We start from the raw sequence: 25,070 nt of genomic DNA, 5'->3' as shown, positions 1-25,070 counted from the left end.
TGAGATTATTCATTTCTTTCATAGCAAAAGATTTTTTGTACCGTTCATTCAAGTCATAATTTTCATAACCCATTATTTTAAATGGAAATTTAATATTCATTTTTTTGTTATTTTTACCATAAAAAATGCTTAAGAATTATTGTGATAACTAAGCAATAACTGATGGTTTAGTGGAAAAGTAAAACTTTTGTAAAGTTCCTCTTATCTATTAGAGGTGCTCACATGTCCAGTAATCAATCAGTGATCCAAGCGCAAGTACAACTGATTTCAAATGATCAGCAGGCCATTAATGCTGCCTATCAAGTTGCTGACTTTGCATTAGAAGATCGGAATCATCGAGATCAAAATCGTGTCTTACCCACAGAACAAATCGCTCAATTTAGCCAAAAAGGTCTCGGTGGAATCCGTGTGCCACAACAATATGGCGGTGCATTTGTCTCCAACAAAACTTTGGCACATGTATTTCGTATTTTAACTAAGGCCGATGCCAATGTCGGACAAATTCCACAAAACCAGTTTGGTCTTTTAAATTTTATCAATATCACAGGTTCAGATTCACAAAAGCAATTTATCTATTCTGAAATTCTTGCCGGAAAACGCATTGCCAATGGTGGCCCTGAGAAAAATTCGAGAGATACCAAAGCCATTCAAACCAGCTTAAGTTTTGAACATAATAAATATGTTTTAAATGGGGAAAAATTTTACTCGACTGGCACCAGCTTTGCAGACTGGTTAGCCATCCGCGCACTCCATCCTGAAGGTTATACCGTATTGGTAATTGTTGATCGTCATGCCGAAGGCGTGGAAGTGATTAATGACTGGAATGGCTTTGGGCAACGAACCACTGCCAGCGGCACAGTTAAATTAAACAATGTTGAGGTTGATCCTTCATTATTTTTTGATGAACGCATTATTGCTGATACGCCGAATGTGCGTGGTGCTTACTCACAATTGTTACAAGTCGCGATTGATGTAGGCATTGCAGAAGCAGCCTTTGATGACACGTTGTCCAGTATTCGTAAGGCAAGACCGATCATCGATTCAGGGGTAGAAAAAGCCAGTGAAGAGCATTACACCCTGCAAGAAGTTGGCAAACTCAATATCCTGCTTGATGCAGCCATTTTATTACTCGATGATGCTGCCGAATATCTGGATGAACTGGATCAACTCACGGAAATCTCTGCTGAGCAAGCTGCTCGTGCCTCAATTTTAGTGGCTGAAGCAAAAATCTATGCCAATGATGCTGCCCTGCATATCTCCGAGAAACTACTGGAACTTGGTGGCAGCCGCGCCAGCCTGAGCCAGCATAATCTTGATCAACACTGGCGCAATGCCCGTGTGCATACCTTACACGATCCTGTGCGTTGGAAATTCCATGCCATTGGTGACTATTACCTCAATGGTACGCACCCTGCCCGCCATGCCTGGATTTAAGGAGTAAATCATCATGACTTCATATCAAGAATTACAAGGTTTTGCCAAAACTCATTTTAAAGCGGCGCATGTTATTCAGAGTGATGCAGAAGCACTGGAAATTGCGATCCAACTAAGTCAACAGTTTAAGCAAAATGCGGTGGAACGCGACGCAAATCGGGACTTACCTTTTACAGAAATCGAAGCGTATAGCCAATCAGGTTTATGGGCGATTACCGTACCTAAACAGTATGGCGGTGCAGAAGTTTCCAGCCTCACCGTTGCCAAAGTGATTGCCCTATTTAGCGGTGCAGATGGTTCGATTGGGCAGATTCCACAAAATCACTTCTATGCATTGGAAGTACTGCGAAATACAGGCACAGAGGCACAAAAGAAACGTCTCTATCAAGAAGTTTTACAAGGTGCTCGTTTTGGTAATGCACTGGCTGAATTTAAAACGCGTACTTCAGCCCATAAGCAAACCACATTGATTCCAAGTGAAAACGGCTATCTGATTCAAGGGGAAAAGTTTTATTGCACAGGCAGTCTATTCGCCCATCGTATTCCAACCTTAGTGGTGGATGAAGCCGGTAATGAGTTTCTAGCTTTTGTACAACGCGACAGCCAAGGCCTTGAGCTGATTGATGACTGGTCTGGTTTTGGTCAACGCACCACAGGCAGTGGCACAGTCAAGTTTAATCAGGTCTTCGTTGCCAAAGAAGATGTCATTCCTTTTGATACCGCTTTCAAACAGTTGTCTTTGGTCGGACCATTTGCACAAATCATGCATGCTGCGATTGAAGTTGGGATTGCCCGTGCCGCATTTGAGGAAACACTACAACGCGTGCGTGTGGCTCGCCCTTGGATTGATGCCAATATTGAATCAGCAACTCAAGATCCATTAACTCTGTCTGAATTGGGTCGCGTGGCAACTGATGTTAAAGCCAGTGAACTACTACTCAAACAAGCAGCTCAATCAGTTGATATCGCTAAGCAGGAACTCAATGCAGAGAACTTAGCCAAAGCCTCAATTGATGTCGCCAAAGTTCGTGCGCATAGTACGGAAACCGCATTAAAAGCATCATCGAAACTCATTGAATTGGCAGGCAGCCGCGGTAGTCAACGTGCAGATGGTCTCGATCGTCATTGGCGAAATGCACGGGTACATACCTTGCACGATGCCGCACGTTGGAAATATTACTTTATTGGCAATTATGTCCTGAACGGTATCTTACCACCACGCCGAGGGACACTGTGATGAGTCAAAATCTCCCGAAGAAAATTTTACTGAATGCTTTTGATATGAACTGTGTTGGTCATATCAATCACGGTTTATGGACCCATCCGCGTGATCAATCACATCGCTTTAATGAACTGAATTATTGGACTGAATTGGCACAAACCTTAGAACAAGGTTTGTTTGATGGCTTATTCCTCGCAGATATTACGGGTGTTTATGATGTCTATCAAAATGGGATCGATCTGACCTTAAAAGAGTCGATCCAGTTGCCTAGTCATGATCCTTCGACCTTGATTTCAGCAATGGCCTTGGTGACACAGAATTTAAGCTTTGGCGTGACCGTCAATCTCAGCTATGAACAGCCCTACCAATTTGCACGCCGTTTTGCCAGTCTTGATCATTTAACCCGAGGTCGTCTCGGCTGGAATATTGTCACAGGTTATCTGGATAGTGCTGAACGCCTGATTGGACAAAAAGGCTTAAAAGATCATGATGCGCGTTATGATCAGGCCGAGGAATTTTTACAGCTTTGCTATCAATATTGGGAAGGTTCTTGGGAAAATGATGCCTTGAAGAAAGACAAGCAACAGCGTATTTTTACTGATCCCCAAAAAGTCCACACGATCAATCATCAAGGTCAATATTACCAAAGCCAAGGTGTGTTTCAGGTGGCGCCATCACTACAACGCACTCCAACCCTATTTCAGGCCGGTGCTTCGCCGAAGGGATTACAGTTCGCCACACGTCATGCAGAATGTATTTTTATTGGCGGAGATCAACCTGAAAAGATTCGTCAGCAAGTCAATAAAATACGTCAGCAGGCTACGCAACAAGGTCGTGATGCACATGGCATTAAAATCTTTGTCGGCATTACCGTTGTTGTGGCTGAAACACACGAACTCGCACAGCAAAAACTGGCTGAATATCGCCAATATGCCAGCCCTGAAGCGGGCTTAGCCCATTATGCCAGTTCAGTCGGTATTGACCTTGCCAAGTTCGAAGATGATGAAGCGATCCCCTATCAAAAGAGCAACAGTATTGCTTCCGTCAATGAAAAATTTAAAGAACAGCGTATCAGTAAAAATGATCTGAAAGCGCAGCATGTTCTCGGTGGCCGTTATCCACTGATTGTCGGCAGTGGCACTGAGGTTGCTGAATATCTAATAGAACTGCTTGATCAAACAGGCATTGATGGTTTTAACCTGACCCGTACCGTTGCCCCTGAATCACATCATGATTTTATTCGATTGGTGATTCCGGAGTTACAACAACGTGGACGTTATAAAACTGAATATGCAACAGGTTCACTGCGTAACAAACTGTTTGCTCAAGGCGATCATTTAGCCGCAAGCCATCCTGCAGATCAGTTCCGATGTAGAACGCATAACAACACAGATGATCTAAAAAGAATTGAAGAAATTAGTGCTTAGCACTTACACGTTTAAGAATAGAGTTGGAGAAATAAATGGCTCAAACTGCCTCAAAAAAATGGTTGGGTATTGGCCTTGTCGTTGTTATCGCAATTATCGCGTTATTCATCTGGAATAAACAAAGACACAGTAGTAGCAGTGAATTGGTGATTGGGATTAGCCCTTCTTTTGCACATCCACTACAAGTCGCTGCGGATGAAGCCAAACAACAAGGTCTCAATGTGAAATTGGTGGAATTTTCCGATTGGAATACGCCGAATATTACGCTTAGTCATGGCGACATTGATGCGAACTTTTTCCAGCATCAACCCTTCTTGGATAATGCGATTAAGGAAACTGGCTTCAAGCTAAAATCCTTTGCTGCGGGTGCTGCTTCACATGTTGGATTGTATTCGAAGAAATATAAAAGTTTCGATGAACTTCCAAATGGCGCAACTGTTGCCATTCCTAATGATCCCGTCAATCAAGGCCGTGCATTACTGCTTTTACAACAAGCCAAATTGATTGAACTGAAAGACAGCAACAATCATCTTTCTGCCCTAAAAGACATTACTGCAAATCCGAAAAATCTGAAATTCACCGAAGTTGAAGGCCCTCAAACTGCACGTGCGATTGATGATGTTGATCTCGCTTTTGGCTATCCACATTACTTACGCTTGGCAAAAACGGCTGATCCTGAAAGTGCCCTATTGTTTGATGACAATACCAATAAACGTTATGCGATTTTATTTGTGGTGCGTGATGACTATCAGGACAAAGACAACAAGCTACAGAAATTTGTCGAGATTTATCAAAATTCGCCGAAGGTCAAAGCCGCATTAGACAGCGATTTCGGCCCAACGCTCTGGTTCCCTGGTTGGAAATAAGGAGAACAATGATGGTGAGTTTTGGTTCACAGGTCGATTTTTCAGTTCCACATCTGAAAATACGCGGTTTAAATAAATTTTATGAGGTACAAGGCCAACGCTTACATGCCTTGAAAGACATTCATCTGGATATTCCTAAGGCGCAGATTGTCGGGATTATCGGGAAAAGTGGTGCGGGAAAATCATCACTGATCCGTACCTTGAATGGTCTGGAAGCGATTGATACAGGCAGTATTTTGATTCACCAGCAGAATATTGCTGAGTTGAGTCATGCTGAACTGATCAAAACACGACAAAAAATTGGCATGATTTTTCAGCATTTCAATTTAATGTCTGCAAAGACAGTGTGGGAAAATGTGGCTTTACCGCTACGTATTGCGGGTTATGGCAAGGCTGAAATTGAACAACGGGTTAATGATGTATTGACACTGGTTGGATTAAGTGCCAAGCATCAGGATTACCCCTCCCAACTTTCAGGTGGGCAGAAACAACGTGTTGGTATTGCCCGTGCCTTGGTTTCTCAGCCTGAAATTCTGCTCTGTGATGAAGCAACCTCGGCACTCGACCCCGAAAGTACCGCCAATATCCTCGCTTTGTTAAAGCAGATCAATCGAGACTTGGGGTTAACCATTGTCTTGATCACACATGAAATGCAGGTCATACAGGAAATCTGTGATCAAGTGGTGGTGATTGATCATGGTGAAATCATCGAGTCTGGGCAAGTCTGGTCGGTATTTTCGAATCCACAACAACCGATCACGCAAGAATTACTCAATTTTGAACAGGTGAATTTACCCTTTGAACTGAGCCAATCTGCTGATCAGCGCACCACACAGCAGATTTTAAAACTCAAATATGTCAGTGAATCGAAATCGGTTCCTGATCTGTATGAATTGCTGGGCAGCTTTAATAGCCCCGTTCAGGTCTATCACAGTCAGATAGATACCATTCAACAGCGAACCATTGGCTCACTGGTGATTGGCATTGGTCATCTCGAATTTGACTTAAATGATGCACAATTTGAACAACATCCTGCCATTACACAACTTGAGGTGATCGGTTATGTACAATCAACTCATTGATCTATTGTTGACAGGCACAATCGATACCTTAGTGATGGTAGGGGTTTCTGCCTTGATTGCCTTTTTGATTGGCCTACCGATTGCCTTGATTTTAGTGAGTACCGCAGATTTTGGCATCTATCCATCCAAGAAAATTAATCAGTCCTTAGGCTGGGTCATTAACATTACCCGTTCTGTCCCTTTCCTGATTTTAATGGTGGCATTGATTCCGTTTACCCGCTGGATTGTCGGAACAAGCTATGGTGTATTAGCTGCGATTGTACCCTTAACCATTGCCGCAATTCCCTTCTTTGCTCGTATTGCAGAGGTCAGTTTACGCGAAGTCGATCAAGGTCTAATTGAAGCCGCACAAGCGATGGGCTGTAACCGCAAACAAATTCTTTGGCACGTACTCCTTCCCGAAGCTCTACCAGGCATCATTGCAGGCTTTACCGTGACCATTGTCACCATGATCAGTTCTTCTGCCATTGCAGGTGCGATCGGAGCAGGCGGGCTCGGAGACATTGCCTATCGCTATGGCTATCAGCGTTTTGATATGCAAGTCATGCTGGCGGTGATCGTGGTACTGATTGTTTTGGTGATGCTGGTTCAAACCACAGGTGATCATATTGCCCAACAGTTCGATAAACGCAAAGTTTAATGTCGAATTGATAATCCGCTCTAGCCATGACTTTGTCATGGCTTTCATGTAAAATCAGCAGCAATTTTTATATTACACATTTGTGAGTGGTTTCATGGGTTTTAATTGCGGTATTGTTGGTCTGCCAAACGTAGGTAAATCTACATTATTTAATGCATTAACAAAGGCAGCCATTGCTGCTGAAAACTTTCCGTTCTGTACCATTGAACCGAACACAGGCATCGTACCCGTACCAGATCCACGTTTGGACAAACTTTCTGCAATCGTAAAACCACAACGTATTTTACCTACCACAATGGAATTCGTTGATATCGCGGGTCTTGTTGCAGGTGCATCAAAAGGTGAAGGCTTAGGTAACCAGTTCCTTGCCAACATCCGTGAAACAGATGCCATTGCACACGTAGTTCGTTGTTTTGAAGATGAAAATGTCATTCACGTGAATGGTAAAATTGACCCATTAGATGACATCGCAACCATCAACACTGAATTGGCACTAGCGGATCTTGATACTGTTGCAAAAGCATTATTACGCTTAACTAAAGCAGCAAAAGGCGGTGACAAAGAAGCAGTTGCAACCAAAGCAGTTTTAGAAAAAATTCAGCCTTTGCTTGATGAAGGTAAACCAGCACGTGCGGCTAACCTTTCTGATGACGAACGTAAAGCAGTTCGCGGTTTCGGTTTAATGACGCTTAAACCAACCATGTACATTGCCAACGTGGCAGAAGATGGTTTTGAAAATAACCCGCATCTTGAAGCAGTAAAAAAACTTGCTGCTGAAGAAAATGCGATTGTTGTACCGCTTTGCAACCAGATCGAAGCAGAAATTTCATTACTTGAAGATGAAGATCGTGCTGAATTCCTTGAAGCAATGGGTATGGAAGAGCCAGGTTTGAACGTGGTGATTCGTGCAGGTTATAAATTACTTGGCCTACAAACCTATTTCACTGCGGGCGTACAAGAAGTTCGTGCTTGGACAGTTAAAGTCGGTGCAACTGCGCCACAAGCAGCTGGTGTGATTCATACTGACTTTGAAAAAGGCTTTATCCGTGCTGAATGTGTCGCATATGATGACTTCATTCAATATAACGGTGAAAATGGCGCCAAAGAAGCAGGAAAATGGCGTTTAGAAGGTAAAACCTATGTTGTTCAAGACGGCGATGTATTACACTTCCGCTTTAACGTATAAATCAGTTTTTTGATTTCCAAACCGCCAGTAATGACCTTATTGGCGGTTTTTTTATTTTCTCAAAGATAACTGCAACGTTAACAGCCCATTAACTCAATAATTTTTGCAATCGCTGAGTCACATGCTGCCGTGCTTTTTTCTGCTTGAAGATTGTCGGAATATGCAATAGAAAGAACGAATAACGATATTTTTTATGGTCGCGTAAGGCTTCACTCAAATAATGGTAAAGCTCAAGTGCAGCTTCACGGTGAAAGGCCCATAAATGCTGTTGCCGATACATCACCACATAATAGGCATCATTCGGCCAGTTCAATTCATGTTTCTGTCGATAACCACAAGATTCACATATCACCCCACCCCGACTTTGCACTGAATAGCGCGTACTCCAAGCTGTTGGATCATATCCTTCTGGTAAGTCATGGATCTGGTCAATGCCGCCAGAAAGATTTGGATAATAAAATGCAGCATGCCAATAACCGCCACAAGCATCCTGAAAACGCGCATATTCAAAATCTGCATGCTGCTGAAAATAATCGACATCTTTTTTCAGCGGAATCTTCGCCAATCGGGCAAATTCAAAATCCGCCTTGGCCTGACATGCGGGACATTTAATATTTAATTTGCAAGGTAATGACCAATATTCGTAAATTCCTGTCATGTGTTTTTTAATTCTGACCACCACATTTGAATAGTGATAGCTTAGCAACTGAATGAGTTTTTTAGAATCTTTGAATCCAATAAATGAAAAAGCCAAGCTTGATCAACTTGGCTTTTTATATATGAGTCCAGCCCATCAAGCGACTGTTTGCGGCTTCATATCCATTTCAGCACGTTTCATTTGTGCTTCTTTTAAAATCCGTTGATGCAACGACTTACGGAAACCCAGCAAGAAAACAAATTCAGCCAAAACAAATAAAGGACCAATTGCCAAACCGACCAGATCATCCACAAAGGCAGGTTTTTTCTTCTCAAAATAATGGCCAACAAACTGAAACACCCAACCCACCACAAAAAAACCAATACTTGCGCCCAACCAGCTCCACATAGGTAACGCAGCAATTTTTACAGCGAATGGGTAAGCGACTATCATGATGATCAGCATCAGGATACCAAACAGCTTATCTAGTGAAATATAATAGAGAATACTGAGCACAATCAGTATGGAAGCTAATGTGACTGACACGCCCGATATTTCTACGCCAGCACGGGCCGTTAAGCATAAAATTGAAAATACAATTAAAGGAATCCCCACAAAATGAGTCACAATATTATTTCGATCTAAGTGATAAGCTGCATATTGACTCAGTAAACGTTCCAGATTTGTCATTTTTCTTTCCTCATATCATTCGTTTATGCTGTTAATCTATAAGAAATAGCGTGATCAAGTTGTCATGTAGCTGACAAATGGATGTCTTTTTAAACAAGGAAAAATCGTGTTAGAGCCGCTTTATATTCAGCATTTAAAAGAAAATTTATGGTTTCGCCATTTAGCTGAACCTTTTCAAAACTTTATTATCGAGCATGGCAAAAAGTACAGCGTTGAGAAAAATGCGGCAGTTTTTCATGCCCAAGATCGCTTTGATGGCGTATACGGCGTGCTGGAAGGTTCGATTAGCCTGGGATATATCGATGTGAATGGCAATGAAGCGATTGCTGCCATTGCAGAGCCGATCATGTGGTTTGGTGAAATTTCCCTGATTGATCAGCAACCGCGTTCGCATGATGCCATTGCCTTAAAAAAGAGTGTTGTACTGCAAATTCCAGCCCAAGCGCTCAATGATTTTTTGCTAAAAAATCCCTATTACTGGTATTACTTTGCCCTGCTCACCAGCCAAAAACTACGTTACGTATTTTTAGAGCAAATCGCGATTCAAACCCAAAGCATTAGCCAACGTTTGGCACAGCGTCTGTTATTCATTCTGGAAGGATATGGCAACCGTTCAACGATTCAGGACTTTAATATTCAAATCTCTCAGGATCAACTAGCCAATATGCTGACCGTCTCCAGACAAACGATCAACCACGAACTGAACCAGTTTGAAAAGCAAGGGGTGATTCAATTAGGATTCAAGAAAATTACAGTAATTGATCTAGATAGATTAAGACAATTCGCAACCGTGAGTGATCTAAAAATCTAAGATCAAGAGATAGCAATGCAGCTTAATGATTAAGCTCTGGATTGCAATATGCTTTTAAACTTAACGCTAAATTAAAAGACAAACTCTCACTATAAAATGCTACGCATGCTCTAAAATATTTCACAAAATCAGTCTGCTTTCCCTATCTCAATGCGTCTACATTAAAACTAAGCACTATCGCTTATCCTCGCAGATGATAATCATGAGAAAAATCGCAACAATTCTAACAGCAGGCTTATTTACCGTATTAAGCGCTAGCGCATTTGCATGTCCAAAAGGAACTCAACTCCAGGGTGGCACTGGCCCAAATCATAAAGGTGGAAAATGTGTCGCAGCTGGTGTCGTGAAAGCCAAAAAAGAAACCACCAAAGCAACCCATACCGTAAAACATGATGCCATTAAAGCCAAAGACTCCACTAAACATGAAGCGATGAAGGCAGCTTCGGCAACCAAAAAAGTAGCGAGTACCACAGCGACTCAAGCCAAACAGGAAGCGGCAAAAACAGTCAAAACCTCATAATCCAGCAATAGCTTTAACCATAAAAAAGCGAGATCAATGATCTCGCTTTTTTATGTGTACCCAATTATTTAGGAGAGGTATTTCCTAATGCAGGGTTATCAATCGCATCTTTACATTGTGCTTTATCACGCTCGTAGTCTGCCTGCTTTTGGACAGATACATTTTCCTTATCTTTGACATCACGCGCCCAAGTATCCAGACTGGTCAATGCCTTACGGCAAAGCGCATATTTCCCTTCGGTCACCGAATCTGTCATTTTGACATTGATCCGCCAATCCGTGCTGAGCTGGCGTAATGGTTTTCTAACCTTCTCTTCAATTTCAGCCGATTGCTTGTTATAAACAATCGGATCAATTTCATTGATCAGTTTCCATGCAGCATTGGCATAGGTCGTTGCATCATTATTGAGTTTTGGCGCTGGCTTGATCTCTACCTTCTCTTTTGGCTCATCACCTGAGTTCCCGCAAGCAGCCAAGAAAAAGGCACTACACAACATGATTGCTGTTACACGAGTGTTTAGATTAGACATATCAGATCGCCGATGAAACATAAGGCCATTATGCTAGTCAATTTGGGAATAATTCTCAATCATTGTTACTGTTTTATCATGCATAGAATTTGCGATATCAGCGAAAGATTTCAGGTTTGTCTTGCGCTAAATTTCTCTATATTAACTTGAATAAAACAATGAACTATTCATCAGGAAGTAAATCCCCCATGTCACAAATCAAAATTTATGCATTACAACAAACAATTGAACAGTTTAGAAATCAGCTTTCCCATGCCATTCATCAGGCGCTGGTCGACAGCTTGAATTATCCTGTAGAAAAGAAATTCCAACGTTTTATCAGTCTTGCGACCGGCAATTTTATTTATCCAGAGGATCGCAGTGACAATTATCTGATTATCGAAATATCAATGTTTGAAGGACGTAGTAAAGAAGCAAAAAAACACCTAATCCAGTTAATTTTTACTTATATTCAACAACAATGTGGGATTTCACCTCATGACGTTGAAATCACGATTTTTGAAACACCCAAAGTCAACTGGGGAATTCGTGGGCAAAATGCGGAAGAATTAAAACTAAATTATCAAGTCAATGTTTAATTAAATCAAAGGGCTTTACCCACAATATTTTTGTCTAACAAAAAGCATGTTTTTTGTGTCATATAGGCTTAATTCAGCAAAAAGTTCTGCTATGCTTAAACACAAATTACTCAGGATAGGATTATTCGCATGAGCGTCACTCTTGGAACTCCACTTCAATCTTCTGCATTTAAGGTTTTACTGTTAGGTTCTGGAGAGCTTGGTAAAGAGGTTGTCATTTCTTTACAACGCTTGGGTGTCGAAGTCCATGCCGCAGATCGTTATGATCACGCACCAGCAATGCAAGTGGCTCACTATGCTTACACCCTGAATATGGCCGATCCAGCCGAATTAAAACAACTGATTGAAACAATAAAACCAAATCTGATTGTTCCTGAGATTGAAGCGATTGCTACTGAAGTCTTGGTCGAAATCGAACAAAATAAAACGGCTACGGTCATCCCATCGGCTAAAGCGGTGAACCTTACCATGAACCGTGAAGGGATTCGTCGTTTAGCGGCTGAAGAACTTGGTCTACCAACCTCGGCTTATCGCTTTGCCAACACTTTAGAAAGTTTCCGCGCTGCATGTGACGACATTGGTTATCCAAACTTCGTCAAACCTGTGATGTCATCATCAGGCAAAGGCCAGTCTCGTGTAAAAAGCTTTGATGAAGTGGATGCTGCTTGGGATTATGCAATGCAAGGCGGTCGTGTTAATCAAGGTACCGTGATTATTGAATCGCAAATCGATTTTGATTTTGAAATTACCCTGCTTACCGTCCGTGCTAAAAACCCAGAAACAGGCGAAATTGAAACCCATTTCTGTGATCCGATCGGACATCGTCAAGATGCAGGTGATTATGTCGAAAGCTGGCAGCCACAACAAATGACGCCTGCCGCGCTGGAAGAAGCAAAACGTATTGCCAATAAAGTCACTGTTGCTTTAGGCGGTTGTGGTATTTTTGGGGTTGAGTTATTCATCAAAGGCGATAAAGTCTGGTTTAGTGAGGTTTCACCTCGCCCACACGATACAGGTCTCGTGACTTTGGCTTCACAATTCCAAAGCGAATTTGAATTGCATGCCCGTGCCATTTTAGGTTTACCTGTAAATACTGCACGTCACAGTGTGGCAGCAAGTGCAGTGATCTATGCGGGTGTCGATGCGAAGAACCTCAGCTTTGCTGGCTTGAATCTTGCTTTAGCAAATCCAGATACAGACTTACGCCTCTTTGGAAAACCAGAAGGCTTTAAACGCCGTCGTATGGGTGTTGCCACTGCACGTGCTGAAACCACAGATCTTGCGCGTGAATTGGCCCAACAAGCCGCAGACCAAGTGAGCGTACACACTAACTCTTAACCTGAATTGAGTAGACCCATTTTCATGATCAATACCTCGCCATTGTTGAACTACGTCACCAGTCATCATGATATTCAAGCCATTAACCAATGGCGAACGGATGTAGAAAATCAATTACAGGAGAGTTATGAAAATGGGCAACCGATTCGTGAAGTGATTGGCGCCCGTTCAGACTCGATTGATGAGGCGCTGATCTTTCTCTGGAATCATGCTGGTTTAAATCAAACTGAATTAGGTCTATTTGCAGTGGGTGGCTACGGCCGCCATGAAATGCTGCCCTATTCAGATACCGACATTATGATTTTATCTGAGGATGAAATCAGTGAAGAACAAGAAAAACTGATCTCAACCTTTATTTCTTCTTTATGGGATGTTGGTAATTTCAAACCGGGCATCAGTGTTCGTACCATTCAAAACTGTGTTGAACAAGCCATTAATGACTTGACCGTTGCTACGACACTGATTGAAGCACGACTCATTACTGGCAATCAGCAACTGGCTAAATGGCCGCGTCGTATCGTGGCGCAAACATGGACGGATCAAACCTTCTATGATGCCAAAATGGCTGAACAAGCCAAGCGTTATGCGCAGCACAACAATACGGAAAGCAACTTAGAGCCTGATATTAAAAATGCTCCGGGCGGTATTCGCGATATCAACCAGATCGGCTGGATTGCCAAACGTCATTTCCGTGTCAATCGTATTTATGATCTGGTGCATTTGGGCTTTATTACCGAATTTGAACTCGGCGTACTCGAAGAAGCGGAAAGCTTTTTATGGGAAATCCGTACCCATTTGCATCGTCTTGCCAAACGCGACGAAAATCGTCTTTTATTCGAATATCAACGTGATATTGCAGCAAAATTTGGCTACGTACGTGAAGAAGGTCAGCCTGTTAATTTTGCAGTTGAGCAGTTCATGAAGCGCTATTATCGGACGGCGCAACAAGTTTCAACGCTGAATGAAATGCTACTGGCCTATTTCAATGAGTCAGTGATTACGCCTCGCCTGCCTGATTATGAACGTCATATTATCGATATTAATGAACGCTTTAAAATTGTCGATGGCAAGCTTGCGGTTCAACATCACAAAGTCTTTTCAGAAGAGCCAAGCGCAATTTTGGAGTTGTTCTATCTATTGGCGAATCGACCAGAAATTACTGGAATTCGTGCCCGTACCTTACGTCTGCTGGTGCTTGCAGCAAAACGGATTGACCAGCGTTTCCGCGACAATCCAGAACATCAAGCCCTGTTCATGTCGATTATCCGTTCACCGCATTTATATAACACCATGGTGGCGATGAAACGTTACGGCGTTCTCGGCAATTACATTCCTGCATTTGGACAGATTACAGGGTTAATGCAATACGACTTATTCCATATTTATACCGTCGATGCACATACCTTATTGTTACTCCGTAATTTGAGCCGTTTTAAAGAACCTGAATTCGCCAAAGAATTTCCCGTCGTAAGTTCTGTGTTCCAACGTATTGCCCGCCATGACATCGTCTATATGGCTGCGATTTTCCATGATATTGCCAAAGGTCGTGGCGGTGATCACAGTGAACTCGGCGCAATTGATGCCATTGAATTCTGTCGTACGCATGGTTTTACCGAACGTGAATGCAAACTGGTGGCATGGCTGATCAACAATCATTTACTCATGTCACTCACTGCCCAGAAGAAAGATATTTCCGACCCAGACGAAGTCAGAGAGTTTGCTGAAAAAGTCGGTGATATGGAGCATCTCGATTATCTCTATACCCTCACGGTTGCCGACATTAATGCCACCAACCCTAAGCTTTGGAATACATGGCGTGCATCGTTAATGCGTCAGCTGTATACCTATGCGCGTGATGTGATCCGTTCAGGCTTGGGCCGTCCAGTCGATTATCAAATGCTGATTGAAGACACCAAATTTGCTGCAAGTGAACTCTTGGTGAATGACTTCTCCCTTGCTGAAGTTGAGAAAGTCTGGCAAGAACTGGGCGATGAATACTTTGTTAAAGAATCAGCCAATGAAATTGCATGGCATACCCAAGCGATTCTGCAACACGGTGATAACCCAGAACCTCTGGTGTTATTACGTGCGCATCGTAATGCAGCAGATGATGCAGTGCAGATCTTTATCTATACCCGCGATCAGCCAAATCTATTTGCCACAACTGTAGCCGTATTAGATCGTATGAATCTGGATGTTCAGGATGCCCGTATTATTACCGCTTCGACGTCATTCAGTTTAGACACCTATTTGGTTCTTGATCGTTTTGGTACTTTGTTGACTGATCCAGATCGCGAACGCAAAGTGAAAGCGGCCTTGGTCGATGCCTTAAGCCATTCAGACCAATATCCGGGGATTATGCAACGCCGTATCCCGCGTCATTTACGTCATTTTGATGTGCAGAATACAGTGGATATTGTCCTGAACCCGACCTTACAGCAACATATGGTCGAGATTTCAACGCTGGATCAACCCGGATTACTGGCGCGTATCGGGGGCTTATTCATGCTACAGGGTCTGGATATCCATTCTGCAAGAATTGCGACCTTGGGCGAACGTGCAGAAGATATTTTCTTTGTCACCAAGAAAAATGGTGTCTTGCTCACCGATGAAGAAGTCAAAACTTTTGTGGAAACACTAAAAGCCGCTTTGGATGAAGCATCGAATCAAATTTGTAATCCATCTTAAATTTTATTGTTTGGTAACTGTTTAAATGAACTCTAGCTTGTCGTTATTGCATCCCTATCCTTTTGAAAAGTTAAACCAGCTTTTTAAAGAGGTACAACCTGCCAATTTACCATTGATTCCCTTATCAATTGGTGAGCCGAAACATCCAGCACCAGAGTTTGTGAAGCAAGCAATTATTGATAATTTTGCTCATTTATCGACGTATCCAAACAGTAAAGGTTTGCCAGAACTGCGCCAAAGTATTGCACAATGGCTCACCAATCGTTTTAAGTTGAACCAGATCAGTGCAGAGGATCATATTCTGCCCGTTTCTGGAACACGTGAAGGGATTTTCTCTTTTGTACAGGCCTTGATTAAACGCGAAGATGCACCGTATGTGGTGATGCCAAATCCGTTCTATCAGATTTATGAAGGTGCTGCCCTACTTGCAGGTGCAAAACCCTATTTCATTAACTGTACCGAAGAAAATGGCTACTTAGGTGACTTTGATGCAGTTCCAGCGGAAGTGTGGGAAAAAACAGCTTTATTATTTGTTTGTACCCCGGGTAATCCAACAGGAACAGTACTGTCAAAAGAACAGTTTAAAAAGCTGATTGCACTTTCTGATCAATATGATTTTGTAATTGCATCAGATGAATGCTATTCAGAACTCTGGTTTGATCAGGCACCGATTGGTCTGCTAGAAGTTTGTGCTGAAATGGGCCGTGACGATTATAAAAACTGTATCGTGTTCCATTCACTTTCTAAACGCTCAAACCTGCCGGGTATGCGCTCTGGCTTTGTTGCTGGTGATGCAGCTTTATTGAAACCTTATTTGCAATACCGCACCTATCACGGCGCTGCAATGCCCGTACAAAATCAACTGGCTTCAATCGCAGCATGGAATGATGAAGCGCACGTTGAAGAAAACCGTCAGCAATACCGTGCTAAATTTGATTTATTCCAGTCTGAACTTGGTCATTTATTGCCGTTACAAAAACCAGATGCAGGCTTTTATTATTGGTTAAAAGTGGATAATGATGAAACTTTTGCCAAGATGTTAATGGAAAAAGCACATATTAAAGTTTTACCGGGTCGTTATCTGTCTCGCGAGACTGAACAAGGCAATCCGGGTGAAGGTCATGTACGCATGGCGCTGGTTGCAGATTTAGCTCAGTGTGAAGAAGTGGTCAAACGACTCAAAGCCATTCTATAAATAAAAAATCCCCGAATATTCGGGGATTTTTTTAGCGCTATAAATTAGAAATCAAAACTTGCACTGAGCATAAAGGTACGCGGTAGACCTGCTACAACATAACCATTATTGGTATTTGAAGTGCTATTGATATTGTCAGATAAGCCAACAGAAGACCAATAATCTTTATTGAAGACATTATTCACTTTAAAGTTAAAAGTGGTTGGTGTTTGTCCAAGCTGGGTTTTATAGTTTGCACCGATATCCAGCGTAGTCCAGTCATTCACTTTTAACTTATTATCCAGACTTGCATAAGTCGAACCTGTATAAGTCAATTGTGCATTTAAGGAGATATCTTGCGGAACTGGCAATGCCCATTCAGCACCTAAATTGGCTTGAAACTTTGGCACACCAACTTCATTATTGTCATCATATAAGGCAGACCCTGTATTCTTTTGCTTGGCGTGTAGCCACGACGCACCGCCCAATACAGTAATTGAATCAGTCAGCTTGCCATAGGTATTTAGCTCGACACCACGATGAACGTATTCACCAGCATCACTAAACACCCCATCTTGCAAGACACCACGCTGCTTATTAATGTCAAATAAACTGATACTCGCACCTAAACGATCATTTTCGTATTTAGCACCAATTTCTTTTTGCTTGGCAACAAAAGGTTTAAGTGTTGTTGTGACATCCACTGTAGTATTACTTAACCCTTTCGCCAATGATTCGATATAGTTTGCATACACAGAAAATTCTGGCGTCAGTTTATAAGTCACACCTAAAGCAGGCGTCCATTTCGCCTCATTATATGCTGGATTGATTTTACTTCCATCGGTCTGATAGTTATAAGTTTCCTGCATGATCTTTTGATAGCGCGCGCCAAGCATCACAATCAACTTATCATCAAACGCAGAAATATTATCCCCAATCGCGATACTTCTTAGACGGGTACGTGTGCCAAGCTTAGGATCATTGACACGCTCTGGATTACCAATCGTCAATTCAGGTGCATTGCTATAAACTGGATGAAGAATATTAGTGGTGTTACTTCCGCTCATGGCCCAGCCATTACGGGTATTTTGCTGGAATGCAGAGCCTGATAACACTAGATTATGCTGGATAGAACCTGTCTGTAACTTACCGCGAATACCAATTTCACCAGTATTCACCATATCGACCCGACCATTGTCAAAGCGTGAATATTTCGCATCACCATTAGAGACATTGGTTACAGTTGGATTCGCAAGGCTATTTTGCTCTTCACCATGACGGAAACCATAAGCCGCATAAGCGGTTACAGCATCAGTTAAATCATATTCTGCACGGTAACTACCAAACACGTCCTCTTCATTAGAATAGGTCCATTTTTGAGCGTAATTACGACTCGCCTTTATTGCAGCAGGCACTTCAGTCAAACCTGCAAGAGAAATATTAGGTCGTGTTGCAGTTAAACGATTATTGCTATAGCCCATATCTCCAGATAAGCGTAGGCGATCACCACGGTAGTCTAGACCAATTGAAGCCAGACCTAATGAGTTTTTTTCATCATCAACGCTGGTATTGCCACCATGATAAGCAGTGTTTACACGAACACCAAACTCTTGGTTTTCGCCAAAGCGACGAGACATATCACTAGCAATTTGGCCACCGTTAAAATCTGTACCAACCGTAACACGATTTAATGGTTCATTACCTGCACGTTTTGGCAATAGATTAATTGCCCCACCAATTCCGCCATTGCCCGGCATCGCACCATTTAAGAAAGATGAAGCACCTTTAAGCACTTCGACACGTTCAAATAGCTCTGTCGGAATATATTGGCGTGGCAGAATCGAATACAGACCATTATAAGCCGTATCATCTGACCCTAAATTAAAACCTCGGATATAATAAGATTCCTGAAAGTTTCCGAAACCACGCCCAACACGAACGCTTGGATCAGCCTTTAATACATCCCCTACACTTTTAGCTTGCTTGGACTGAATATATTCATTGGTATAACTGGTTAAGTTGAATGGTGTATCCAGATTCTTCTGATTACCAAAGATCCCGACCCGACCACCACTGGCAACTTGTCCACCTGCAAAAGGATCCATTAAACCATCTGCTGATGCATCCGCACTCGCAGTAATACGAATTGTATTTAATGTCACGGTTGCATCCGCTGCTTGCCCCTGTTGCACTTCATCTGCAAAAACAGCCGTTGTCCCCATTGAAGCGCATGTCATCATCAATACTAATGGTTTAAGTTTTCTACCCATGATTTATTTCAGCCGACTTTAAAAAAACCGCATAATAAATGAGAATTAATACGTTTTACACTATTTTTTATCTATATGTGCCATTCCATAATTTCATGAGTTTTCCAGACTTAAACGGCATTAAAATTAACAGACTGAATTCAATCAATATAAAATTTAAAGCCATCTATTCTTAAGAAATTTCACTATTTTCTTAGCCAAGCTGTCCTATAAATAAAATGATCGAGATCATTACCATCAGGCCACCAGAAACCCGACTGACGACTTTTACAGCCATTGGACGCGTTGCCAAAAGTTTATTCGCTGCGATTCCCACCAGCACATAAACGACTGCACAACTCAATAGGTGAATCATACCCAGCAAAATAATCTGGGTTGTAGGTGCAAAAGACATTTCAGGATGAATAAACGGCGGCAATAAAGCAAAAAACAGCAATAAGACTTTGGGATTTAACCCACTGATCCCCACACCTTTCAGCAACCACGAACGTGCCGAATCTAAGGTTTGTGTTTCATTATGATCACTCGAAATGGTAGCAGGATGAATCAATAAATTTGCACCCATCCATAGCAGATAACAGGCACCTAAAATCGTCATCGTGGTTAACAGTATTGGATAATGTTGCAGTAATGCACCTACCCCAGCAGCCACACACAAGATTGCAATAAAATGTCCCAAAATCAGGCCAGTCACCGCATTTAAGACAAAATTCCCCTTAATGCCTGCAAGAATGGCATAGGCCCAGTCTGCACCCGGCGTTAACACAAATAAGATCGAAACACACCAGAAAGCAAAAATTACACTGAGTTCCATAAGCCAAGCCCTTTCTGCATCACCAACGCTATTTTTAATAGCTTTCTTTTTCACCATTTGGTGAAGATTGTTGAGAAAGGATATGCTTTAATGGTGAAAATGTTATTCCAAATACTTCTATTTCTTTAATGCCAATAGGGAGATTCTTCCAAGTGGATCGCATCGATAAGAAAATTATTGCTGAACTACAGGCAAATGGACGATTATCTATCACCGAACTAGCAGAAAGAATCGGCTTAAGCCTGTCTCCTTGCCATCGTCGCGTCAAAGCTTTAGAAGAAAGTGGCGTGATCAAGGGTTATCACGCTGATCTGGAAGCCTCTAAAATCGGTCTCAATTTCTCTGCGATTATCTTTGTAACTTTAAAAGATGGCGATAAAACTGCCCTGTCCAGCTTTGAAGAAAAAGTCACTGAAATTGCCAATGTGATTCAGGCGCAGCGTTTATTCGGAAATCCTGATTATTTACTGCATGTCGTTGCCAAAGATCTGGCAAGTTTCCAGAAGCTCTATGACGACAGTCTCTCTGCCTTGCCAAATGTACAACGTCTGACCTCGACCATTGTCATGAAAAATGTAGTATCCAACCGACTATTGCCTTTATAAAAAGGGCTTATCATTTTGGGTCAAACTAAAATGCATCAATGTGAATAAAGTCACTTATTTTCTTAGGTAAACGGTAAGCAAAATGGGCAGCTTTATTAATTTTTTTATCTGTCCATTGCATCTTGACCTACTGTTGAAATCTTCGTCTATACTTAGCCATCAAAACTTGATGACTATGGAAAGATGACTTCTCAAACTCCCAAGAAAATAAAGAAAAAGGGTTGGCTCATTTTAGCAATCGTTGTTGTACTTTTAATTATTGTAATCGTGGTTTGGCAGACTGGAATTGCTAAAAAAACAACAGCTGCAAAACAGCAAAAAAATGCCGATACCACCGCACAGAAAGCGGCACTGACTGTTACCGTGGTCTCTCCTCAACAGCAAAACTGGAAACAGACATTTACGGCGAATGGCAATATTGCTGCATGGCAAGAAGTGGTGATTGGTAGTGAACTCTCTGGCCAGCGTCTGACTCGGGTGAATGTCAATGTTGGTGATGAAGTACGACGCGGTCAGGTTTTAGCGGAGATTAACAGTGAAACCATCCGTGCTGATCTCGCAGCAGCGAAAGCCAGTTATGCAGAAGCACAAGCTGTTCTTACCGATGCCATCACCAATAATAAACGTATTCAGCAACTCAAAAATACAGGTGCGATTTCAGCTCAGGAAGCCACCCAATATCAAACGTCTCAAGCCACTGCTCAAGCCAAGCTGGATGCGGCTAGAGCACAAATTGAAAGTAATCAATTACGTTTAGCTCAAACCAGAGTGGTCTCGCCTGACAATGGTGTCATTTCAGCACGAACTGCTACAGTAGGTTCATTAGCGCAAACAGGACAGGAACTTTTCCGTCTGATTCGTGACCATCGTCTGGAATGGCGCGCAGAAGTGACCACCTCGGATTTGTATAAGCTTAAACAAGGCATGACAGCGCACATCATTTCACCTGATCCAGCCCAACCCGCCGTGACAGGTAAAGTGAGAATGATTGCACCTGTGATTGATCCACAAACCCGTTATGGACTGGTGTATGTAGATATTCCAACCACGCAGGCTGTACGCATGGGAATGTTCGTCAAAGGTGAATTTGATTTAGGCCAAAAACCCGCATTAACCGTTCCACAAACAGCGCTGTTGTTACGCGATGGCTTTTCTTATGTATTTACGGTCAATGACAAAAATCGCGTGACTCAACAAAAAGTTAATGTTGGGCGTCGTCTAGGCGATCGGGTTGAAATTTTAGATTTGGCACCGAATGTCAAAGTGGTGTCTTCAGGCACAGGTTTCTTGGCAGATGGTGATCTTGTCAGTATTGCCAAAGACATTCCAGACACACCACTCACCAAACAGCTCGTGACCACACAGGAGAAATAATATGAATTTCTCCGCTTGGTCGATCCGAAATCCAATTCCTGGCATCCTGTTATTTATCATGCTGGGATTGGCAGGATTATTATGCTTTAAATGGATGAAGATCCAGCAGTTCCCAGATATTGAACTACCCATGGTGACTGTAACCGCTGCCCTTCCGGGTGCTGCGCCGCCACAACTTGAGACCGAAGTAGCACGTAAAATCGAAAACTCGATTGCGACCCTGCAAGGACTCAGAAACCAGTACACCAATATTCAGGATGGTGTTGTCACCGTTACTGCCGAGTTCCAGCTGGAAAAACCCTTGCAGGAAGCAGTGGATGATGTGCGTAATGCCGTGTCACAAGTCCGTTCAGATTTACCTGCTGATTTACGAGATCCAATTGTCAGTAAGATTAACCTGTCTGGCTCACCTATTCTGACCTATACCATCCAGTCGCCCAAGATGGATGAAGAAGCACTGTCTTGGTTTGTGGATTACGATATTGCCCGCGCCATGCTCCAAGTCAAAGGTGTTGGTGCAGTGGCACGTGTAGGTGGTGTCACACGTCAGGTTGATGTTGAGCTTGATCCCGAAAAACTCTTGGCACTGAATGCAACGGCAACCGACATAACCCGTCAACTGCGATTAATCCAGCAAGATGCCTCGGGTGGTCAAACCAAAATTGGTGGCAGTGAACAATCGATTCGGACCATTGCTACAGTCAAAACAGCCGATGAAATTGGTGCAATGGATATTGCCTTGAGTGATGGTCGGCATATTCGTCTGGATCAGGTTGCCACTGTTCGGGATGGGATTGCGGAAAGACGTTCGGCTGCACTGTTAAATGGACAACCCGTCATTGGTTTTGAAATCACCCGTAGTAAAGGAGCCAGTGAAGTTGATGTGCAAAAAGGTGTTGCTGAAGCACTAGATAAACTGAAAACGGCACATCCAGATATCAAGATCACCGAAGCGTTCAACTTCGTCAATCCGGTAGTCGACAATTACGAAGGCTCAATGTCGCTCCTGTATGAAGGCGCTATTCTGGCAATCTTGGTGGTATGGTTATTCTTACGTGACTGGCGTGCCACGATTATTGCTGCAACAGCCCTGCCATTGTCTATCCTACCCGCCATGATCGGCATGTATTTCTTTGGTTTTACCCTCAATACCGTGACGCTACTGGCCATGTCACTGGTGGTGGGGATTCTGGTCGATGATGCCATTGTTGAAATTGAAAATATTATACGGCATCTGCGCATGGGCAAGACACCGTATGAAGCCGCTATGGAAGCCGCAGATGAAATTGGTCTGGCTGTTATTGCGACCACTTTTACCCTGATTGCCGTATTCCTTCCGACTGCCTTTATGAGCGGGATTGCAGGAAAATTCTTTGTTCAATTTGGCTGGACGGCAGCATTGGCAATTTTTGCTTCCCTACTGGTTGCACGTTTACTCACCCCAATGATGTCTGCCTATATCCTGAAGCCTTGGATCGGCAAAGTCGAACAACAGGACGATGCTTCTGATACAAAAACGGCGGCAGATCAAGGTACAGCACGTTTAGCGAAAGATCGCGCCAAAGATGGCAAAGTCATGCGTGGTTATATGCGTCTGGTCACTTGGTGTCTCAATCATCGCTGGATCACTTTAGGCGGCGCAATTGCTTTCTTTATTGCCTCGGTCATGTTGATTCCCTTATTACCGACTGGGTTTGTGCCTCCTCCAGATACAGGACAAACACAGGTTCGTCTGGAATTAACACCCGGTTCTCAATTTGGAGATACGCTTAAAACGGCTGAATACGCACGCAACTTGATTAAAGATCATCCTGAAATTAAAAGTATCTATACCACCATTGGTGGCGGTGCTGCGGGTACAGATCCATTTTCAGGTGGCGCATCAGGTGAACCCCGTAAAGCCACTTTAACCATTCAAACCACGGAGCGTTCTGATCGTAGTGCCAGCTTGCAAGACATAGAAGACCAATTGCGTCAACGTCTGGCACCACTGCCTGGCGCGCGCATCCAAGTCGGACTTGCAGGCAACAATAGCCAATATCAAATTGCACTTTCTGGCGATGATCCCGATACATTAATGGCGACAGCACGTAGCCTTGAACGTGAATTACGAACTGTTCCAAATGTAGGAAGTATCACCTCAAGTGCCGCCCTGATTCGTCCTGAATTGGTGATTCGTCCAGATTTTGCCAAAGCGGCCGATCTAGGTGTCACCACTTATGATATTGCAGAGACTTTGCGTATCGCGACTGCAGGTGATTTTGACCAGAATCTGGCCAAGTTAAACCTGTCACAACGTCAGATTCCTGTGGTGATCAAACTACCGCTATCAGCACGTCAGGATCAGGAGTTGATGAAACGCTTAATGGTCAAAGGTAGTCATGGCCCCGTCATGTTAGGCACCATTGCTGATGTCAACATTGAAAGTGGCCCATCGCAAATTGACCGCTTTAACCGCCTACGTAATATCAACTTTACCATTGAGCTGAATAATCAGCCGCTGGGTGATATCGCGGCAAAAGTTGACCAGCTCCCCACCATGAAGAACCTGCCCCCAACGGTGAAACGTACCAATATTGGTGATGCCGAAGTCATGCAGGAACTGTTCTCAAGCTTTGGTCTGGCGATGCTAACAGGCGTATTGTGTATCTATGTGGTACTGGTGCTGTTGTTCAAAGACTTCCTGCAACCGATTACCATTTTGGTGGCTTTGCCTTTATCACTTGGCGGTGCGTTTGTGATGCTGCTATTGGCGAAAAGCAGTTTCTCGATGCCAAGCTTGATCGGTCTGATTATGTTGATGGGGATTGCCAGCAAGAACTCGATTCTACTGGTGGATTACGCCATTATTGCCAGAGATGAGAAGCATTATTCCCGCTTCAATGCCTTGCTGGATGCCTGCCATAAACGGGCACGCCCGATTATCATGACCACGCTGGCAATGGGTGCAGGTATGTTGCCGATTGCCTTAGGCATTGGTACAGATCCGAGCTTCCGTGCCCCTATGGCGATCTCGGTGATTGGAGGCTTGATTACCAGTACCTTCTTGTCCTTACTGGTGATTCCTGTGGTGTATACCTTTATTGACGATATTAATCGCAAGATACACAGTTTCAGGAAAACCCAGCCTCAACCTATTGAACCATCCCAATAGCATTTAAGTAAAAAAGAAAAAGACGGTCATT

Annotated in this window: 21 protein-coding genes; 16 read left to right on the top strand and 5 right to left on the bottom strand. The window is 43.0% G+C overall.

All coding sequences use genetic code 11. The features are described from left to right. Positions 1-222 precede the first annotated feature (222 nt). From PJ15_RS16745 to ychF, 7 genes are all read left to right on the top strand, one after another. The gene (locus PJ15_RS16745) at positions 223-1,434 is read left to right on the top strand and encodes an SfnB family sulfur acquisition oxidoreductase (protein WP_047432734.1); all 1,212 of its coding nucleotides are present in this window, start codon (positions 223-225) and stop codon (positions 1,432-1,434) included. Positions 1,435-1,447: 13 nt separating this feature from the next. Beyond that, positions 1,448-2,671 (top strand): SfnB family sulfur acquisition oxidoreductase, encoded by a 1,224-nt coding sequence (locus PJ15_RS16740; RefSeq protein ID WP_047432731.1) that lies wholly within the window; start codon positions 1,448-1,450, stop codon positions 2,669-2,671. Further along, the gene (locus tag PJ15_RS16735) at positions 2,671-4,083 is read left to right on the top strand and encodes an LLM class flavin-dependent oxidoreductase (RefSeq protein WP_032863874.1); all 1,413 of its coding nucleotides are present in this window, start codon (positions 2,671-2,673) and stop codon (positions 4,081-4,083) included. Before PJ15_RS16740 ends, PJ15_RS16735 begins: the two co-directional genes overlap by 1 nt. Before the next feature lie 35 nt (positions 4,084-4,118). Continuing rightward, positions 4,119-4,949, top strand: coding sequence for a MetQ/NlpA family ABC transporter substrate-binding protein (locus PJ15_RS16730; RefSeq protein WP_047432730.1), 831 nt, complete (start codon positions 4,119-4,121; stop codon positions 4,947-4,949). Positions 4,950-4,960: 11 nt separating this feature from the next. Continuing rightward, positions 4,961-6,031, top strand: coding sequence for a methionine ABC transporter ATP-binding protein (locus tag PJ15_RS16725; protein WP_005257094.1), 1,071 nt, complete (start codon positions 4,961-4,963; stop codon positions 6,029-6,031). Continuing rightward, complete coding sequence (locus tag PJ15_RS16720) at positions 6,012-6,671, top strand: methionine ABC transporter permease (RefSeq protein ID WP_005257093.1); 660 nt, start codon at positions 6,012-6,014, stop codon at positions 6,669-6,671. The genes PJ15_RS16725 and PJ15_RS16720 overlap by 20 nt, the downstream gene beginning before the upstream one ends. Positions 6,672-6,765: 94 nt before the next feature. Then, entirely contained in the window at positions 6,766-7,857 is a 1,092-nt protein-coding gene (gene ychF, locus PJ15_RS16715; RefSeq protein ID WP_047432728.1) for a redox-regulated ATPase YchF, read from the top strand. 88 nt (positions 7,858-7,945) lie between these two features. Here the strand turns inward: ychF and PJ15_RS16710 are convergent, their stop codons facing one another. Beyond that, complete coding sequence (locus PJ15_RS16710; RefSeq protein WP_005257090.1) at positions 7,946-8,515, bottom strand: hypothetical protein; 570 nt, start codon at positions 8,513-8,515, stop codon at positions 7,946-7,948. 135 nt (positions 8,516-8,650) lie between these two features. Then, on the bottom strand, positions 8,651-9,184 hold the full coding sequence (locus PJ15_RS16705; protein ID WP_005257089.1) for a DUF962 domain-containing protein: 534 nt from the start codon (positions 9,182-9,184) through the stop codon (positions 8,651-8,653). Positions 9,185-9,290: 106 nt separating this feature from the next. Between PJ15_RS16705 and PJ15_RS16700 the strand changes: the two genes are divergently transcribed. Then, positions 9,291-9,995 (top strand): Crp/Fnr family transcriptional regulator, encoded by a 705-nt coding sequence (locus tag PJ15_RS16700; protein WP_005257087.1) that lies wholly within the window; start codon positions 9,291-9,293, stop codon positions 9,993-9,995. A 202-nt stretch (positions 9,996-10,197) separates the two neighbouring features. Next, a complete protein-coding gene (locus PJ15_RS16695) occupies positions 10,198-10,515 on the top strand; it encodes a hypothetical protein (protein ID WP_047432726.1) in 318 nt (105 codons plus the stop codon). Positions 10,516-10,579: 64 nt separating this feature from the next. Here PJ15_RS16695 and PJ15_RS16690 read toward each other — a convergent pair whose 3' ends face one another. Beyond that, positions 10,580-11,044: a hypothetical protein gene (locus tag PJ15_RS16690; RefSeq protein ID WP_047432723.1), complete on the bottom strand. Its 465-nt coding sequence runs from the start codon at positions 11,042-11,044 to the stop codon at positions 10,580-10,582. A 188-nt stretch (positions 11,045-11,232) separates the two neighbouring features. Here PJ15_RS16690 and PJ15_RS16685 point away from each other — a divergent pair, with 188 nt between their 5' ends. From PJ15_RS16685 to dapC, 4 genes are all read left to right on the top strand, one after another. After that, a complete protein-coding gene (locus tag PJ15_RS16685; protein WP_047432720.1) occupies positions 11,233-11,622 on the top strand; it encodes a tautomerase family protein in 390 nt (129 codons plus the stop codon). A gap of 120 nt (positions 11,623-11,742) precedes the next feature. Then, on the top strand, positions 11,743-12,960 hold the full coding sequence (gene purT / locus PJ15_RS16680; protein WP_171248623.1) for a formate-dependent phosphoribosylglycinamide formyltransferase: 1,218 nt from the start codon (positions 11,743-11,745) through the stop codon (positions 12,958-12,960). A 24-nt stretch (positions 12,961-12,984) separates the two neighbouring features. Continuing rightward, entirely contained in the window at positions 12,985-15,648 is a 2,664-nt protein-coding gene (gene glnD, locus PJ15_RS16675) for a [protein-PII] uridylyltransferase (RefSeq protein WP_005257074.1), read from the top strand. Positions 15,649-15,673: 25 nt separating this feature from the next. Next, a complete protein-coding gene (gene dapC / locus PJ15_RS16670) occupies positions 15,674-16,843 on the top strand; it encodes a succinyldiaminopimelate transaminase (protein ID WP_004771749.1) in 1,170 nt (389 codons plus the stop codon). 44 nt (positions 16,844-16,887) lie between these two features. Here the strand turns inward: dapC and PJ15_RS16665 are convergent, their stop codons facing one another. Then, the gene (locus PJ15_RS16665; RefSeq protein WP_047432714.1) at positions 16,888-19,092 is read right to left on the bottom strand and encodes a TonB-dependent receptor; all 2,205 of its coding nucleotides are present in this window, start codon (positions 19,090-19,092) and stop codon (positions 16,888-16,890) included. Between the two features lie 193 nt (positions 19,093-19,285). After that, entirely contained in the window at positions 19,286-19,906 is a 621-nt protein-coding gene (locus PJ15_RS16660; protein ID WP_005257070.1) for a LysE family translocator, read from the bottom strand. A gap of 152 nt (positions 19,907-20,058) precedes the next feature. Between PJ15_RS16660 and PJ15_RS16655 the strand changes: the two genes are divergently transcribed. The 3 genes from PJ15_RS16655 to PJ15_RS16645 all read left to right on the top strand — a co-directional run bounded on the left by PJ15_RS16655 (position 20,059) and on the right by PJ15_RS16645 (position 25,039). Then, positions 20,059-20,511, top strand: a complete 453-nt coding sequence (locus tag PJ15_RS16655; protein ID WP_047432711.1) for an Lrp/AsnC family transcriptional regulator — start codon at positions 20,059-20,061, stop codon at positions 20,509-20,511. A gap of 183 nt (positions 20,512-20,694) precedes the next feature. Then, positions 20,695-21,885, top strand: a complete 1,191-nt coding sequence (locus PJ15_RS16650) for an efflux RND transporter periplasmic adaptor subunit (protein ID WP_047432708.1) — start codon at positions 20,695-20,697, stop codon at positions 21,883-21,885. A gap of 1 nt (position 21,886) precedes the next feature. Continuing rightward, positions 21,887-25,039: an efflux RND transporter permease subunit gene (locus PJ15_RS16645; protein ID WP_047432706.1), complete on the top strand. Its 3,153-nt coding sequence runs from the start codon at positions 21,887-21,889 to the stop codon at positions 25,037-25,039. The last annotated feature ends 31 nt before the right edge of the window (positions 25,040-25,070 follow it).

The organism is Acinetobacter sp. neg1 (genome assembly GCF_000788125.1).
Taxonomy (GTDB): Bacteria; Pseudomonadota; Gammaproteobacteria; order Pseudomonadales; family Moraxellaceae; genus Acinetobacter; species Acinetobacter vivianii.
Note: the sequence above shows the minus strand (reverse complement) of the source record. Positions and strands in the feature narration are given on the sequence as shown.